The organism is Laspinema olomoucense D3b, assembly GCF_025370785.1.
Lineage (GTDB): Bacteria > Cyanobacteriota > Cyanobacteriia > Cyanobacteriales > Laspinemataceae > Laspinema > Laspinema olomoucense.
The window spans coordinates 1-16,143 of the sequence record NZ_JAMXFA010000037.1 but is presented as its reverse complement, the minus strand read 5'-3'; the positions used below and the strand labels follow the sequence as shown (position 1 = coordinate 16,143).

Below are 16,143 nucleotides of genomic sequence, written 5' to 3'. Positions count from 1 at the left end.
ACCCTAACAATGGAAAATAAAGCATCTCAATCTCCTTTAAGATTTTTATCCCGAGACCGTGACTCAATTTCACAAAAAGACGCTTTAGGAATTTTATGCCTGATCACCTTGGGTTTTCAAGTCGTTACTTTAGGAATTTTAGCGGTGTTATATGGAGCCTACTCTCGTTTAGCCGATCGCCCCCCTCCGTCTTTGGTGCAATTGCAAACCGGGGAAGCGATTCAAGTCGCGGCGATCGATTCAAGGGAACGAACCCCAGAAGTGATCCAATCCTTTGTCCGGGAAACGATGAGTTTGTTGTTTACCTGGACGGGAGAACTCCCTCGGTTGCCCGGTGAAAATGCCGACTCTTCCCAACCTGATGCGGGTATAAATATTACGAGCAGTGGCGGTCCGCGTCGATTGGTAGCTACCCCAGCTTGGCACGCTTCTTTCGCCTTATCCCATGATTTTCGGAATGAATTATTAACTCAAATTGCTGATTTGACTCCCCCAGGGGTTTGGCGCAACCGTTCTTCTGTAGTTTTGGAAATTTTGGAGTTGAGTGCGCCTCAACAAATTCAAGACGGTCAGTGGAAATTGACATTGGTGGCTAATTTAGCCTTTTTTGACAACAATAATGCTTTAGGAGAATATACCCCTTTTAATAAGGAAATTTTCGTCAGGGCAGTTGAACCACCCACAACCCCTTTATCCGCCACTGGCATGGAAGCGGTTATTTCAACTATCCGCAAGAGGGGTTTAGAAATTTATGCAATCCGAGATATGTAAGGAGGAATTCCAAGATGACTTTTAACAATCAGTCTGAGCCGATAGAGGAAATGTTTGACCGGGCTGGACCCTTATGGAGTGAAGAAGAAATTGCCAAACTCTTTGAGCTTAATCCTGATGAGACCCCTAAGACGGAGCCTCAAATCAAAAATGAAGATGTGGTTGACCGATCTTCGCCCTCCGTTAATGTAACGGATGAAGAAGAATCAGGAGAGTTAAAGATTACGGCGCAAGACTTAATAGAAAGTGAAGATAATCCTCATGAAAATCAAACCCAACCCACTTTTTCAAGGAATCCTTTTGCTAAATTTGGTGCGGTTGGATTGATGATGGCTGTCTTGTTTACAATCGGGGCAATTTTTTTAAATGGGGTGATGAATACTCCCATTGGGCGAGCGCCCTCTTCTACAGAAGAGTCAACGGATGAACCGATCGCCAGCCAGTCTAATTCTGATACTTCCGAAAATGAAATTGGGGAATTGAAAACTCAGTTGGCGCTTGGGCGACAATCCCAGCAACTTGAGGATTGGTCCCAGCGTCGTCGCCAGACAGTTCCGACGGGTGTAGAATCTCCAGAAACTTTACCAGGTGAGGAAGAGGACGCTCTTGAACAGCCAGATTTGCCTGAACCGGAGATGACATCAACACCGCCTGCGCCATCTTCACCGCCTCGACCCTCTCCACCACCGGCACCTAGACCCGTTCAACCTATTCGGCCCCAAACTTCTCGGCTCGAACCTATTCGGGAACCTGAACCCATCCGAGAACCTGAACCCATCCGAGAACCTGAACCCATCCGGGAACCTGAACCCATCCGGGAACCTGAACCTATCCGGGAACCTGAACCTATCCGGGAACCTGAACCCATCGGGGAACTGGAAACGGGTCCGGTTCCAGAAGAGATCGATCCAATGCAGCAGTATGCTTTGCTTGGGGAGTTGGGTTCTTATGGTCAAATGCCGGTTCCGGAAATATCTCACTTAGAACAGCCGTTTGAAGTGGCTTCTGTGGATACTATCCCTGTGGCTGAGTTGGTACAACCCTCGTCTGAGGGAGTACAACCCTTACCCGAAGAACAAAATATTTTAGCAGCAGATCCCAGAGTACAACCCTTACCCGAAGAACAAAATATTTTAGCAGCAAAACCAGTAATACAAAATACTGTTCAGCTTGCTAACGTTCCCGATGACATGGGAACAACATTCGAGGCCAACCCACTCCAAACCCAGGCCGGAGTAAAGTCATCTTCTGCGAGTAGACTGGCCACTCAATCGCTGAATGGGACGCTTGCTCAGAATCAGTTACAGATTGGCCGATCGCTTGGGGGAGAGTTGCTGACCTCTTTATGGGCGAATCCTTCTGAGGGGTCATCAGATTTGTTTGTCGTCAAACTGACTGAACCCTTGACTTCGACAGATGGAAAAGTGTTATTCCCAGTCGGGACTCGGGTCATCTTTGAAACAATGGCGATCGCCTCCAATGGGGTAGTGGAGGCCACAGCAGTCGCCTTGGTGGATGGGCATCAAGAATATCGGCTACCTCCATCCATATTATCTATTCAAGGGAAGGATGGACAACCCTTGATTGCTAGACAACGGTCAGCTTCCTCAGAAGGGATGGCCAATCGGGATGCCCGAGCCTTTGCAGTGGGTGCTTTAGCCCGAGTGGGGGATGTCCTGAGCCAACCGGACATCATTGAGCAGTTTTCGTCCTCGGGCAGTTTTTCCTCTACTCAGTATTCTCGTTCCCAGGGGCGGGGAGGATGGCAATCTATCACCGGCGCTGCTTTATCCGGTGGGTTCGGGGCTCTTTCCCAACGCTTGGAGGAACGGGAACGCTTGGCATTACAACAATTGGAGGAGCAATCCCCCCTATGGGTGGTTGAAGCGGGTACCCCCGTTACTCTTTTTGTCCACGGTACTTTTGAATTTAAATCATGAAAAAGCATTGGCATCAAATTGTAGGAAATGTTTTATTTGCTGGGTTGCTGGTTGGACTCTCCGGTGAAGCGATTGCATCAGGGATTTTGCGCGTGCCAGCTTCATCCGCCCGAGGCGAAATGGATGCGCCAGTTTCAATTGGCTTAATCCCAGGCCAAGGGGTAAATATCAGTGTCATTCCCACCGGGGAGGTTATCAAAAGAGTCTGGCTCGACAATCCCTCCTTCGCAACGGTTGATGTGGATGGCTGTTTGGAGGGATTGAATAATCAAAGTTGCGATCGGCCCGGTGCGCGAGTCGTCCATTTAAGACAAATTGAGCCGATTGATTTTCCGGGGTTGCCTCCAGCCCAGGATTCTCTGCTGACTTTAGTCACTCAAACACCAGAGGGGAGTGCCAATGTATATGTGTTCCGGTTGTATCCGAGTCAGACTCATTCTCACCCAGTTGTGAAGATTGAGTTAGATTCATCTTCCCCAGAATCTCCCGAATCTATAGAAGATTTACCCATCACTGACGGGGCTTTGGATGGGTCACCCTCTTCCCGTCTTCAATTAACTTCTTCTTTTGAACATTTTGATTTGTCACAGTTTCAGTTAGGCGTAAACCGGGCTTTAAATCAACAATTGTTAGACCCACAGGGAGCTTTAGCCCAAAGGTTAAATGATTTTATCAACCGAGTTGAGATGGGTCAAATACCGTCCAATGCCGCACGGGCTGTGGGACTTTCTGATGCTTTAATCAATCGAATCTTACAGTTTGGTGCTTTTAACAGCCCGGTGATTGAATGGGAAGAGTCTGCTCTAGTTAAAGCTCAATCTATTCTCTAATCTTGAGATAAAAATTTTGACTGATTTAATCTCCCAAGATTGAATCACAATAATAGTTCAATCTTGGGAGCAAATTATTGAACAACAATTTTTGAATTGACGATTTCTAGGATTGCCATGAACAAGATAAATAAACCCCTGCGATTCAGTTACTGGGTTCTAACAGGACTGGCTTTGTTCTTATTCCTCAGTGGAATGCTTTTGCCTCCAGTTAATGCAAAAACTAACAACGTTCCTACCCTACTTTGGAATCAAACAAAAATTCCTAACTGGGAAGAGATTACGTTTGATTCTTTACCGCCGATAGGTCAAGCTGGAGAGGTTACCGTAAATTCCGAAGGGTTAAAGCACTATAAAACTCAACCCTTTCGCCGATGGCAAGCAGGAACCCCAATCGCGCAGGTGTTAACTTTGGGTGATTTTCGCCAATCTTTCCGATTTCAAGAAAAAAATTTAGCAGAAATTGCTGAAAGGACTAACCTCAGTTTAAAAGAAATTTCTCTGGCTCAATTTGGTGTTATCCGTTTTCAAACATTAGGCAGTTTACTCCGTGCAGTGCCAGGATTGGCTGAATTTCCTTTGGTTCAAATTCCTCCGGTATATGACTTACTGGTTTCCGAACTAAGCGGAGGTGAGGCCAATATTAACATTCATCCAAATTCAAGGTATCGGGGGAAAATGGTAAGTTATACTCCGACTTTGGTTAATTGGCAGATAGGGTTTGACCCTGAGCAAACCTTGGGGGATTTTTTATCTGAATCTCCCCATTTAGAATCTTTATCCCTGAGCAATTTGCCCTTAGAAAACTATAGCATTCAAGATGTTCCTAATTTAGCCTTGACGACTTTGGGCGACTTAAATAACTGGGAAGCAATGACGATCGCCGAGGTGCCTGGGTTATCCTCTATCCCTCTCAATGAATTGAGTCCGAATGGGATTCAAGCAACTGGAACAATGATTGCTACCGTAGATATCGCTTTGGGTCCTCAAGAGCAAAACCGCACCAATACGATTAGTGGCTCTGATGTGGAAGGGTTTAATGTACCTTGTGAGAAGGAATGCGCCCATATCGAGTTGGCGGGCAATCCATCTATTCATGGCAAACAGTGGATCAGTGGAAAATATCAGCAGGTGCGGGGAGGGCATGGCCCCTTGGCTGTGGTGAATGGGGGAATGGAACCCACGGGACGGTTTTTGTTTGGAGAAACCGGCGAATGGCCCTTTAAGGTGGTGGTTTGGGATGTTTCGGAGAAGGACGGGACGGCTGAAATGAGTTTATTTTTCCGGGCTTGTATGGCCGAACTCGGTTGCACCCCTTATTTTATGGGTCCGGTCCCCCTAATGACGGTCAATGAACGCGATTCAGTCTTGCTTGGTCAACTGTTGCCTGCCGGTTCAGTAAGTTCAGGTGGGGGTTCGGGTTCCCTCGGGACGCCGGGGGAGTTCTCTGCGCCCATGAACGAGATTTTGGCAGATCCATCGGTTCAATCTTGGCTCCCCACTCCCGCCAACCGTTGCGATCGCACTTATCAAGGGGTGGTACTGGATGCCTTGGGGACTGCATTCAGCCAACTCACACAAACTTCTGCTGCGCTCGAATCCCACTCTTGCCGGTCGGGGGAATGCGTTGAACGGGTGGGACCCTACCGGATGCCTGCTAACCATCCTTCCTTAAAGCCGGCGATCGCTTCTCAGGCCGGTGGATCAGATTCTCGTAATCCGGACGGTTGGTTGTCTACGGCTGTTTTTGATGCCGCTTATGGCGAAATAGCGATGGGGTTGATTGAGCGAAGTGCTGCTCAAATTGACCCGTTGACCGGAAAACCCTTCACTGGCGATCGGCTCGTAGAAAGGGTCGCTCAACTCTACTTTGCCGGTTCGGCCATTCCTATCGATTCCTTGGCGGTTGACAGTTTTGGCAACACCGTTGCGGATCATAGTACCCGGGTCGCTGCTAAATATCGCTCGGCCTATCAGCAAATGAATTGTCGTGGTTGAGGACAACTGTTGTGAAATATTTTACCCAATTTAAACACTCTTGGAAATTACTGGCGGGTATTGCTGTCCTGTTGGCGATTGCCCTTGCCTTCTTCTTTCAATTTGGTCATCCATCGGTAAATGCAAGTTGGCAACGAGCAACAACTGTGCTGGACCGGCAATTTATTTCCGCAGTGATTCATGCCAATTATCAACCGGGGGAAGGAGAATTGGCCCTTGACGAAAATTCTTTGTGGGTGCGGGTCATTCCCGGGCGCGATCGGCTCCATCCATTGTACGTTTTCGATTTTCGCACCGATGGGTTATGCGGGGAAATCGGATGTTTGTATGCGATTTACACCCCTAAGCAACAGAGAGTTTTCAGTGGATTGCTAGATGCGCCTTTATCTGAGAAATCCGCATTTGAGCGGGTCCGGCGCTATTCCCAGGAAGGGTTTCCCTGTTTAAGGATCAATCAGCCCCAAAACCAGAGGGTACAGATCAGTAATTTGTATTGCTATCAAGGGGCGCGGTTAGTTCGCATCAACCATTCTTTGATGGCCCGCAACCATTCTGAATAAATGAGGTGAAATGATGTCAACTTCAACCAGTCAAGGTAGTTCTGTCAGTCCGATTTCTCACACTGTTCAGGCACTAACACAAAACTTTCAAGGGACCACCGGGTTAGTGCTGCTCGGTTGTGCAGCGGCGATTGTCTTGGTCCAATGGATGAGCAACGGCAAAAAGGCGGGTCGAATTGCCAGCGGGTATTGGGGTGGCGCTCGCGAGAGAGCAAGCGCTCGTAAAAAAGCCCAAACCCAAATTAAATCCCCCCGGCGCAACCAAGCGGCTTTATATATTGGAACGCCTCCGGCGATGCGATCGCAATGGCAGAAAATTTGGCACTCTCAAGGAATTGCTGAAAAAACCCCTAAAAAATCGGGGTTGAGGGGTTCTGCTAACAAAACTCTGTATCTTCCCGATGTTCAGCGTGGGGTTGCCATTAGTGGTGCCCCAGGGAGCGGCAAAACCTTCAGTGCGATCGACCCGGTTATTCGTTCGGCCTTAGACCAAGGGTTTCCTGTAGTTTTGTACGACTTTAAATATCCGGCACAGACTTCTCGGGCGGCTGCTTATGCGATTAAACGGGGATATAACCTGCGGGTGTTTGCCCCGGGTTTCCCTGAATCAGAAACCTGCAATCCGTTAGATTTTTTATCGGATTCTGAGGACGCGGTGGTAGCGGGTCAATTTGCCCAAGTCGTCAGTCGCAATTTCGACCGGAGTGGGGGTCAAGCTAGTTCTGATAAATTTTTTGAAGAAGCCGGAGATTCTTTAGTCGAAGGGATTTTGTTAGTTACAAAAGCCGTGGGAGAGTTGACGGGTAAAGCTGAATATTGTGATTTGATGACCGCTCAAGCCCTCTTGAGTTTGAGCAACCTGCCTGCTCGTTTGGAACTGGCCTCTCAATCCAAATTAAAAGTCTGGACTTCTCGACCTTTATCTCAAGTTATTAGTGTGAAGGATTCGGAAAAAACGGTCGCTGGAATTGTAGGGACCGCCCAACGGATGTTTCAACGGTTTCTGAAGCGAGATTTTATTGGCGCGTTTTGTGGAAAAACTTCGTTACCCTTGGATTTGGAAGGCAAACAGTTAGTTGTGTTTGGGTTAGACCGTAACAACCGAGATATTGTCGGTCCTTTACTTGCGGCTATGTTACATTTAATTGTATCGCGCAATGTGGCTCGCACGACCCCTCGGATTGACCCTTTAGTGGTTGCCTTGGATGAATTGCCCACTTTGTATTTGCCCAATATTGTCAACTGGTTGAATGAAAACCGGGAAGATGGATTTGTTGGGTTGTTAGGATTTCAAAATTTAGCGCAACTCCAAAAAAGTTATGGGCGAGAATTATCTCGTGCTATCATAGGAGCAACTGGAACAAAGTTTATTTTCAACCCTCAAGATGGAGAATCAGCCAAGTTTTTTGCGGATTACTTGGGGGAAGAAGAGATTGAAATCACCTCCAAATCTCGCAGCCGTTCTAAAGGAGGAAATTCCCGGAGTTGGAACCAAAATTTTCAAAAACGCTATCTGTTTGAACCCGCCCAATTTTTAAAATTGCAGACTGGGGAAGCAATCGTCATTTCTCCCGCCTCTCAAGGGCGCGGTGAAGCCTATATCCCTTGGCGAGAAAAAATAAAAGTTCCGGCAGCAGATATTGCTGAAATGAGCTGGGCTGAATCAAAATGGCCTTGGTTGGCTCAACGGTTAGCGACCAATGCTTGTGCGGTGTCAGCCTCAGACCGTCGTAGCCAATTTGAAGAACGACGCGCTTTAGTAGAAGAATTGTTTCCGCTACCGGAACCAAAAAGTGATGAAGAAATTAAAGTTGAATTTTAGGAGGATAAAATCGTGAATTTAAACCCCTTAAAAAATTATCCGGAATGGCAAGAAAGAATTCGTCAAGCGCGTCAATCTCCTCCTTTGCCTTTGGATTATTCGGCTCAAGTAGTTGAAATATTTGACCAACATGGATTATTCGCGGGTTCAATTTTTGGTGTCCCTTATCAACAAAGCCGAATGCCTCACCAAATTGCCGATTTTGTAGCTTGGGTGGTTGATGGAGAACTGGTGGTTTTTATCAGCAATGGACAAATTTTAGTAAATCGAGTTCGGGGTCAGCAAATGTTAACATCTTTTGCTGACAAAAATCTTCAATCTGTTCGACCAGTTTGTTAAGGTAAGAAAAATTAATAAATTGCACATTCTCAATCTGCTATTCTGACCCAATTGAATTAATTTTGAATTTGTAATTGGGCGACCCATTTTAAAATTTATAAGGGTCGCTTAGTTCACCCACCGCCGCACAACTTAAATACCCAAACCTAAAATTATGAATCAAATTCCCATTTCTTCCAGTGAAGCTTTAGCTTTCCAGAATAATTATCAAGAAATGCTTAAGTTGATGACCGAACTGATTGGGCAAAGAATTTTAAAGTCTGCTCCATCACGACCGAATGACAATCTGAAAATCTATGAAAATTCTCATTTAATTTATGGTCGGGATGAGGAGGGAGTATTTCGCGATGAACTGTCCGGTTTAGTCGGGCGGATACTGGATCCGGAGCGAGTAGACCGTCTACGCCAACTCAGAGCCACCCCCGTGGGCGAAGTTGTACCAGAATCTCCCAACATTTTGGTTGTTTTGAATGAACAAGTCGTGCTTAAATCTGACGAGACGGGGCGAGTTTTGATGAACCATTGGAATCCAAATTTGGAAGAAGCCCATCAGTCGGAGGTGGTTGCCGAAACTTCTGGGGTATCTCAAGCCGATCGCCGGAGCAATTCAATCCCCGCCAAAGAGCCTGAATTGACTGATTTTGATGGATTTGAGCCAGAAGTTGCGTTTGATGATGAGGATGAAAACTTTTTAGAAGCGGTAGAATCGCCACAGTCCGAGGTGGTTGCCGAAACTCCTGGGGTATCTCAAGCCGATCGCAGTAGCAATTCAATCCCCGCCAAAGAGCCTGAATTGACTGATTTTGATGAATTTGAGCCAGCAGTTGTGTTTTATGAGGATGAAAACTTTTTAAGAGCGGTAGAAGCTGGACCGCCAGAGTTTGAGGACTCCTGGGATTATCTGGATTTAGAATCGGTTGCCTCACATCCAAATCCGACACATTATACCTTAGAAGACCGAAATGAGGTGTTGGGTAACCCGGAAGGGCTAGAGAAAGCCATAGCCGAAGGGCCTCCCCCGGATGATGGCTTCGCAACTATTTTGGAACCGTTGGAGCCGATGGAAAGTCCGACGGAAGAAATCGGTGTAGCGCAAATTCATCAACAAATCAATCAACTCCCGGATGAATTTGGTGCTCTAAAAAAAATGCTGCTACTCCAAAGTCGCCAAATTACTACACTTTCTGAACAAGTACAGCAACTCAATCAAAAACAAACATCCGATGATTTTTCTTTGTGGATTGAGGAACGCACTCAATCTCCCCAGGACCTCGGGTGGTGGCAGCGCAGTTATCAAGTGGTACAGGAGATTCGGGAACGCTGGCAATTTTACTCTCAGTCTCAGCAATCTGCCCGCAGTTTACATGAATTGTTCCATCGTTACTCTGATGGGGAAATGTACCGTGGCAGTCAGTATCAAATTTCTAAGCAGGGTACATTTTATAGCTTAACTGACTCCCAAGACCAGCTTTTAGCTAGGTGGCAAGAAACTCCCCTCGGTATCCAGGTGGGTCAGTCCCAACTCTCGGAGTCCGTTCATCAGGCTATTGAAAAAATGCGATCGCAACTGCTCGAAGGCAAAACCCCTAGCGGTGATTTTGCTCCCGATGGGTCCTCCGATGCCCGCTATTTAGCCCGGGTGGACCGGGTGGTCCAAACCTTGGTTCGTTATGCTCAGGCCAATGGCGGGAAGGTTGAAATTGCCGGGCGGTTTCACTACCGATGGATGGCATCCGCCCAAGGGCAAGTGCGAATTGATCGGGCCAATGGTGACGGTACTTTGCTGGTTAAGTCCCAAGGGCGTCTTCAATCTCGGTTGAATGAGGCAGATTTGCGCTATTTCGAGCAGATGGTGCCTGCATTAACTCAAAAAAGTGCTGCAACAGCTACCCGCAAATCTGGCGCTAATCTAGAGCGATAAAAAATGGAACTACAACAACAGCTACAAAAATGGTTGGAGGCGGGGACAGCAGTGCTCGGGTTGCTAGTCCCCTTAAGCGAACGGAATACTGCCTTGGGTGCGATCGCCCGTTCCGGTCAACATAAATCGTTGCCCACCTACAGTTTAGAAGGAATGCAATTTCGGCTGGTAAATCCCGATGGTAGTTGGGGAGCAAACGTAAACGTAAATTCGGGGACGTTTGATTGTCCTTTACGGGTGTTCGATTTTTTGTTTGATGCTCCCGATGGAATTTATGTGATAGATAATTTTCAATCGCTTATCCTAGATGCAGCAGCGGATTGGCATAGCCGCGAACGCACCTGGGCATTAATTTCTCGGATATTGACAGTGCGCGATCGCTTTGCCGCACTACCCGGAAAACGTTACCTCATTTTATTATCTTCCCTCGAAAAAAAATTGCCGACGGATTTGGCCCGGGCTATCCCCCAACTGCAATTTACTCTGCCGGACCTAACTAAAATTGGTCAATTTCTCCATGAATTTTTGCCAACCCAGTTATCCGAGGTAGAGTTGGGCCGGATTGATGTAGAGGCGATCGCTCAAAATAGCCGGTCCTTGAGTTTGGAAGAAATCAAGGAAGGTTTACGGTTGTGGCAAGGACGGGTTTTCGGCAATTTTACGTTAGGTGAAGCGATGCAACAGTATCGCCGTCAGAAGTTGAGCGAATCTGGGATTGTGTTGCAACCACCTCGGCATTTGAACGATTTTGGCGGACTCGACAACCTTAAACGAGCCACCGAGCAAGTCAAATTCGGTTTTTCTAGTGCAGCACAACGATATGGATTAGCCAAACCCAAGGGGTGGTTGTTGGTGGGTCCCCCGGGGACCGGCAAAACTCATGCAGCGGCAGTTTGTGCCCATCGTCTTGGGTTTGAGTTGGCGTTGGTGGATACCGGCTCGTTGGTCGCCGCTGGGGTTTCTTATTTGCAACGCCTGCTGCGGCGGGTGGATGCCTGTGGTTCAGTCGTCCTCTATTTTGATGAATTTGACAAGCTATTTGCCGGGTCTCAGCCGGGGAGCAGCTTAGAAAATGCTGAGATTTTGGGCGTTCTGTTGACCTGGTTGCAGGATAAGCAATCCGATGTTTTCACCATTGCCACCCTCAATCGTTTACGAGTATTGCCCCCAGAGTTGACCCGGGCTGGTCGATTTGACCGCATCTTTTATGTCGGCTTTCCCACCGCGATGGAACGTTGGCACATCTGTAAACTCCATGCCGCCCGGTTCGACTCGCGCTATGTCGGGGAACATGACCCGTTGACAATGGAAGAAAAACAGCGATGGGTTGATGAGACCCTGAACTGTACGGGCGCTGAAATTACTCATATCGTCCAACAAGCTGCGATCGCCCGTGCGGCTGCTTTGGTTGAGTCGGACTCCGATGCACCTATTGAGTTGCAACTCGAAGATTTGCTGGCCCAACGCCGTCAACTGACTCCTTTGTATGTCCGGGATTGCGATCGCATCTTGGCAATGGAAAATAGCGTTCGGGGTATCGCTGAACCCGCCTCCATTGAGGATAACAGTTGCTTTGCCCCAGCCTTAACGACCTTTTGGGGTGAGCCGATGGAATCGGGTGTAGGTTAGGGCCAAAAATCCAGTGTTGCGATTTGCGATGGAAAAAATTGGTTTTTTCGTTGGTGGCGATCGGTTAATCGTGACTGAACCGATCGCCGGACTTGCTCCTCATATTTAAAAGTGATTACCGTTGAGTTGTTGGAGATTTTTGGTTTGATTTCAACACTGCTAATTTTATATTTCCAGGAAAATCTTTAAGCCTTAAAAAAAACTTTAATTTATTGGGGGTATTGAAAAAATATTAAAAAAATAAAGTACACTGAACTAAAGTAGTAGTTCAGTGTACTTTATTTTAGAGTGAGCAGGGTTTAGAATGGAATTTCTTCATCGATATCAACGGGGCAATGACCATTAGATGAAGCAGTTCCCACACCTACAGGTTCTCGCTTTTCAGGAGAAGCTATTGGGCCAGGGGTAACAGGAGGTTGAGTGGTCGGTTGATTAGGAGATTGAGTAGTAGTTTGATTGGGACCCAGAGGAACTTCTACGGGGTTTCCTGGGCGGATGGTTTGGGCTTCTTCGACGTAGAAGTTCGCGACTTTATCTTTGCGGTTTTGGCGCTCTACGGAAAATAAATTAATTTCTCCGAGGGCGACAACAACTCCGTTAATGCCTGCTTGGGCAATGGTTTGTGCGGTTGGACCATAAGCGGTGAATGCCAGCGGACTGACTTGTGTTTGTTTGCCGTCAAAGAATTGAAATGAACTAAATCCCATCACCTGAATGTTGCCATCAGATGTATGACCAACTTGGATGGAATCGAGTCGCAATTTTAAAGAAAAGATATTCATGTCAAAAACTTCCAAATTCAATTGTTCATAAAAAAAGCGCGACCGCGCCAACAGGCCCGACCGCGCTAATCAAGATGCAAAGCCAATTTAAAAATCGTTAGAATTGGCAGCGGAGGTGTTCGAGAGCGAATCAACAGGTTTGTTGCCGAAGAGTTCTAAACGGCGGCCTTTGATGATAGATTTAGAGCGGATTTCTCCCGTATTCGGGTCGGTCCATTCATCCAGATTGAGAGAGCCAGAAATGCCGACTGTCGAGCCTTTACGCAAATAGTTAGCAGCTACTTCGGCAGTTTTGCCCCAGAGTTCGACGGCAAACCAATTCGGTTGGTCTGAACGAGAGTTTCGGTTGACAGCTATCGAAAATTTGGCAAGAACTCGCCCGGACTCGAAATAGCGAATTTCGGGGTTTTGGCCGACTCGTCCGACAATATGAGCGCTATTCATAAGGTCAACTCTTTATTTAATTGTGTTCATAACAATGGCGCATCCGCGCCCAATTAATTTAAGTAATTTGCTACAAAAATAAAAGATGACTGATATCCGCTAAACTAGCCAAGGTCTTTTCTTTAGGGTTCGCAGTTGATGGGATGGCAGCGGTAAGCATCAGCTATGCCGTAGGTAATGGGGTTGAGGGGTGGAGATGCGATCGCCATGCATCTGCTGCTAATTCTGCGGTCGGCTGGTGCAATCACCACGGATGCAAGACCCACCCAGACAATATGTCATGGATGGCGGTGGTATGCGATTGGTTTGGGCTACTTGACGATCGCTTCCAAAGGGTACGATTTGAAACCATACCCTTGCCAACTCTTGCTCTGAGACAGCTTTAGTCGGACCGATTCACGAGCAATCGGACTGTGGACTAGATAAGTAGGCGATCGCTTCCCAGAAATTATGGGCTAAATGGAGGTAGTGTTCTCGGATTTGGAAAGTTGGCCGATTCTTGTGCAGTTGACGAGAACGTCTGTTTTGTCCCCGAAACTGCCCAGGCTTAGTTTGCCAATCAACTGCAACTCAGGTAGCACACCAATTCAAAAATGTCAGGAAAATTACAAGTCATGTCAAAAAATGTAATGAAGAGTCAAGGCGGATTAGATGAAAAGCTCACACACACTTTATATTGTTTATTAGGTGGTATTAAATTCGTGACAAAACAGCGATTTTACTTGGGGACAGGGATTTTTATAGCCTCCTTAATCGCCTCCACAGTTACCGGAGTATTCGCTCTGCCGATTAGAAATCCCTTAACAACGTTGGACAAAGACAAGAATCTTCTAGCGAATTATCTCACTCAAAACGCCATCCCGGTCTCCGAATCCTATAAACTTCAGCATCCAGATCCGGTCATCATCGCCAGTTTCAGCCCAGATGGGGAACAAATCCTCACCGCCTCTGGGGAAATCGCCCGGGTCTGGGACCGCCGTGGTGAATTGCTCACCGAACTCACCGGCCATCAAGATAACGTTATCAGCGCCAGTTTCAGCCCGGACGGGGAGAGCTTCCTCACCGCCGCCGGTGACATCGCCCGGGTCTGGGACCGCCAGGGTCAGTTGCTCGCTGAACTCACTGGCCACCAAGGTACAGTCCTTAGTGCCAGTTTCAGCCCGGACGGGGAAAACATCCTCACCGCTGCCGGTGATGACACCGCCCGGGTATGGGACCGCCGTGGCAATCAGATTGCCGAACTCACTGGGCACAAGGGTTCCGTCATCAGCGCCAGTTTCAGCCCAGATGGGGAAAGCATCCTCACCGCCTCCTTCGACAAAACTGCAAGAGTTTGGGACCGCCAGGGTCAACTTATTGTCGGACTCAAAGGCCATGAAGGTTGGGTCATCAGTGCTAGTTTCAGCCCGGACGGGGAGCATATCCTCACGGCCTCGATGGACAAGACTGTTCGGGTATGGGACCGCCGTGGTCAGATCATTGCCAACCTTACCGGCCATCAGGGTACGATAATCAGCGCCAGTTTTAGCCCGGATGGGAACTACATCGCTACCGCCTCATCGGATAGCACTGCCCGGGTCTGGGACCTTCGTGGGCAGGTTGTTAGTGAACTCACCGGCCATCAGGGTCGGGTCTACACCGCTAATTTCAGCCCGGATGGGGACCACCTTGTCACAGCTGCAGATGACAACACCGCCCGGGTATGGGACCGCAGTGGTCAGCTTGTGGCAGAACTCACTGGCCATAAAGGTATGGTTTTTACCGCTAGTTTCAGCCCAGATGGAGAGAACATCGTCAGTGCTTCCTGGGACAAAACCGCGCGGATATGGCGTTTAACGAGTTTGGATCGTTGAATGGGTAAAAAAACGAGGAAGATACTAAAATTCAGCATCATCCCCACTAACTGTTAACTACAAATTGCTACGGGTATTAAATGGTTCTCAATCAAAGACAACACTTGAGAAGCCTCATTATCCGAAATTCCGTCCAAGATAGTTTGAGGCAAATAAATCGGCGCAGGACAAGAGGTTTCTTGCAAATCAGCCAGTTTGACTACAGATTGCCTCAAAGCTGTTACGTCCGTTTGGTCATCAACCTGAGTGAATAATTTGACTACCGATAGGCTATTGGAGATAGGAATAACACGAATATCTCCTAAGCAGCACGATAGTAAACTATCTTGATAGGACTCGCACACGATAGGATAACGTTCACATATTTGCTGAGATAGTTCAGTTATCACTCCATTGGGACTAACCTCGTGGCAAATGAATCCATATCGAATATTCAGCAAATTATAGTCAATGGTTAGTGACTTATAACTCAGCAAGTTCCACAGTTCACTAGCCATTGACCGTAAACTATTCAGGCCATCTTGCTTAACTTTTAGCATGATGTCCGATTGCCCGAACGGAAAACTTTTGTTTTTGTATTGGTCATTAAATTTGTCAAACTGCTGAAGGTATTCTAGTTTTTTAGGATTTTCTCGCAGATGCTTGTACCACAATAGGATATACCACTGCACCCCAAAATCATCGATTTTATATCCCTTGTTGTTTATCCTGAGCGGCAGAATAAAATCGCCTATTTTCCAGCCTATTTGTCGGATTCCTGCTTCAGCCCATTTCCTTGATTCTTTCCAGTCTTCGGGGAATATTGCGGTTCCATTCGGCGATTTAAAGACTTTCGCCGCATAGTAATGGTTTGCGATGCAACGGGTCTGGTTGAATACGCTCACATAGCTAAAGAACGAGGTAAATTCTTTATGAGCTTTGCTCTGGCACTCAAAAATTTTCATGTTTTTTCTTGTCTACTTCGCCTTGAGCAAGCGTTAGCTTGATGTTGGCAAATTTTAGCTGCTATTTTAATTTGTTCGCGATTCTATTTACTTCAGAATATTTTGGATTCTTCCATTGTTTTTTAATTTTTTCACCAAACAAATAATTTATTGACGAGACCTATTTGGGCCTTGATTGAGTTGTTGTTCCGCAATTAAGGCCCGATTTCGCATTTCTTGGGCAACTCTATCTGACAGGGTAAGCTCATCTAATTTGGTATAAATTGTACTTGACAAGGAGAAATTATAGAGTTAGAGCACAGCCGTCTGG

General features: G+C 47.1%; 14 protein-coding genes. 11 read left to right on the top strand and 3 right to left on the bottom strand.

The annotated features are described in order from the left end of the window. Positions 1-9: 9 nt before the first annotated feature. The 9 genes from NG792_RS22305 (at position 10) to NG792_RS22265 (ending at position 11,810) form a co-directional block, all read left to right on the top strand. Positions 10-771, top strand: a complete 762-nt coding sequence (locus NG792_RS22305; protein ID WP_261236830.1) for a hypothetical protein — start codon at positions 10-12, stop codon at positions 769-771. Between the two features lie 14 nt (positions 772-785). Further along, entirely contained in the window at positions 786-2,711 is a 1,926-nt protein-coding gene (locus tag NG792_RS22300) for a hypothetical protein (protein WP_261236829.1), read from the top strand. Then, entirely contained in the window at positions 2,708-3,541 is an 834-nt protein-coding gene (locus NG792_RS22295; RefSeq protein ID WP_261236828.1) for a hypothetical protein, read from the top strand. The genes NG792_RS22300 and NG792_RS22295 overlap by 4 nt, the downstream gene beginning before the upstream one ends. Before the next feature lie 117 nt (positions 3,542-3,658). Next, on the top strand, positions 3,659-5,539 hold the full coding sequence (locus NG792_RS22290; RefSeq protein WP_261236827.1) for a hypothetical protein: 1,881 nt from the start codon (positions 3,659-3,661) through the stop codon (positions 5,537-5,539). A gap of 11 nt (positions 5,540-5,550) precedes the next feature. Beyond that, a complete protein-coding gene (locus NG792_RS22285) occupies positions 5,551-6,099 on the top strand; it encodes a hypothetical protein (RefSeq protein WP_261236826.1) in 549 nt (182 codons plus the stop codon). A 10-nt stretch (positions 6,100-6,109) separates the two neighbouring features. Beyond that, a complete protein-coding gene (locus NG792_RS22280) occupies positions 6,110-7,921 on the top strand; it encodes a type IV secretory system conjugative DNA transfer family protein (protein ID WP_261236825.1) in 1,812 nt (603 codons plus the stop codon). Positions 7,922-7,933: 12 nt separating this feature from the next. Next, entirely contained in the window at positions 7,934-8,260 is a 327-nt protein-coding gene (locus NG792_RS22275) for a hypothetical protein (protein WP_261236824.1), read from the top strand. 154 nt (positions 8,261-8,414) lie between these two features. Next, positions 8,415-10,181, top strand: coding sequence for a hypothetical protein (locus NG792_RS22270; protein WP_261236823.1), 1,767 nt, complete (start codon positions 8,415-8,417; stop codon positions 10,179-10,181). Between the two features lie 3 nt (positions 10,182-10,184). Next, the gene (locus NG792_RS22265; RefSeq protein ID WP_261236822.1) at positions 10,185-11,810 is read left to right on the top strand and encodes an ATP-binding protein; all 1,626 of its coding nucleotides are present in this window, start codon (positions 10,185-10,187) and stop codon (positions 11,808-11,810) included. Positions 11,811-12,109: 299 nt separating this feature from the next. Here NG792_RS22265 and NG792_RS22260 read toward each other — a convergent pair whose 3' ends face one another. After that, positions 12,110-12,592 carry a hypothetical protein gene (locus tag NG792_RS22260; protein WP_261236821.1) on the bottom strand — a complete coding sequence of 161 codons (483 nt, stop codon included), beginning with the start codon at positions 12,590-12,592 and terminating at the stop codon, positions 12,110-12,112. Positions 12,593-12,679: 87 nt separating this feature from the next. Next, positions 12,680-13,036, bottom strand: a complete 357-nt coding sequence (gene ssb, locus NG792_RS22255; protein ID WP_261236820.1) for a single-stranded DNA-binding protein — start codon at positions 13,034-13,036, stop codon at positions 12,680-12,682. 143 nt (positions 13,037-13,179) lie between these two features. On the opposite strand from ssb, the gene NG792_RS22250 reads away from it, so the two are divergent. Beyond that, the gene (locus tag NG792_RS22250; protein ID WP_261236819.1) at positions 13,180-13,422 is read left to right on the top strand and encodes a hypothetical protein; all 243 of its coding nucleotides are present in this window, start codon (positions 13,180-13,182) and stop codon (positions 13,420-13,422) included. A gap of 315 nt (positions 13,423-13,737) precedes the next feature. After that, the gene (locus NG792_RS22245) at positions 13,738-14,889 is read left to right on the top strand and encodes a WD40 repeat domain-containing protein (RefSeq protein ID WP_261236818.1); all 1,152 of its coding nucleotides are present in this window, start codon (positions 13,738-13,740) and stop codon (positions 14,887-14,889) included. Positions 14,890-14,942: 53 nt separating this feature from the next. On the opposite strand, the gene NG792_RS22240 is transcribed toward NG792_RS22245, so the two are convergent. Further along, positions 14,943-15,833, bottom strand: coding sequence for a hypothetical protein (locus tag NG792_RS22240; RefSeq protein WP_261236817.1), 891 nt, complete (start codon positions 15,831-15,833; stop codon positions 14,943-14,945). Positions 15,834-16,143 lie beyond the last annotated feature (310 nt).

Bases quoted from the DNA above. Each gene is read 5' to 3' on its own strand.
- NG792_RS22305 (WP_261236830.1), top strand. From the start codon at position 10: ATGGAAAATAAAGCATCTCAATCTCCTTTAAGATTTTTATCCCGAGAC.
- NG792_RS22300 (WP_261236829.1), top strand. From the start codon at position 786: ATGACTTTTAACAATCAGTCTGAGCCGATAGAGGAAATGTTTGACCGG.
- NG792_RS22295 (WP_261236828.1), top strand. From the start codon at position 2,708: ATGAAAAAGCATTGGCATCAAATTGTAGGAAATGTTTTATTTGCTGGG.
- NG792_RS22290 (WP_261236827.1), top strand. From the start codon at position 3,659: ATGAACAAGATAAATAAACCCCTGCGATTCAGTTACTGGGTTCTAACA.
- NG792_RS22280 (WP_261236825.1), top strand. From the start codon at position 6,110: ATGATGTCAACTTCAACCAGTCAAGGTAGTTCTGTCAGTCCGATTTCT.
- NG792_RS22270 (WP_261236823.1), top strand. From the start codon at position 8,415: ATGAATCAAATTCCCATTTCTTCCAGTGAAGCTTTAGCTTTCCAGAAT.
- NG792_RS22265 (WP_261236822.1), top strand. From the start codon at position 10,185: ATGGAACTACAACAACAGCTACAAAAATGGTTGGAGGCGGGGACAGCA.
- NG792_RS22260 (WP_261236821.1), bottom strand. From the start codon at position 12,592: ATGAATATCTTTTCTTTAAAATTGCGACTCGATTCCATCCAAGTTGGT.
- ssb (WP_261236820.1), bottom strand. From the start codon at position 13,036: ATGAATAGCGCTCATATTGTCGGACGAGTCGGCCAAAACCCCGAAATT.
- NG792_RS22250 (WP_261236819.1), top strand. From the start codon at position 13,180: ATGGCAGCGGTAAGCATCAGCTATGCCGTAGGTAATGGGGTTGAGGGG.
- NG792_RS22240 (WP_261236817.1), bottom strand. From the start codon at position 15,833: ATGAAAATTTTTGAGTGCCAGAGCAAAGCTCATAAAGAATTTACCTCG.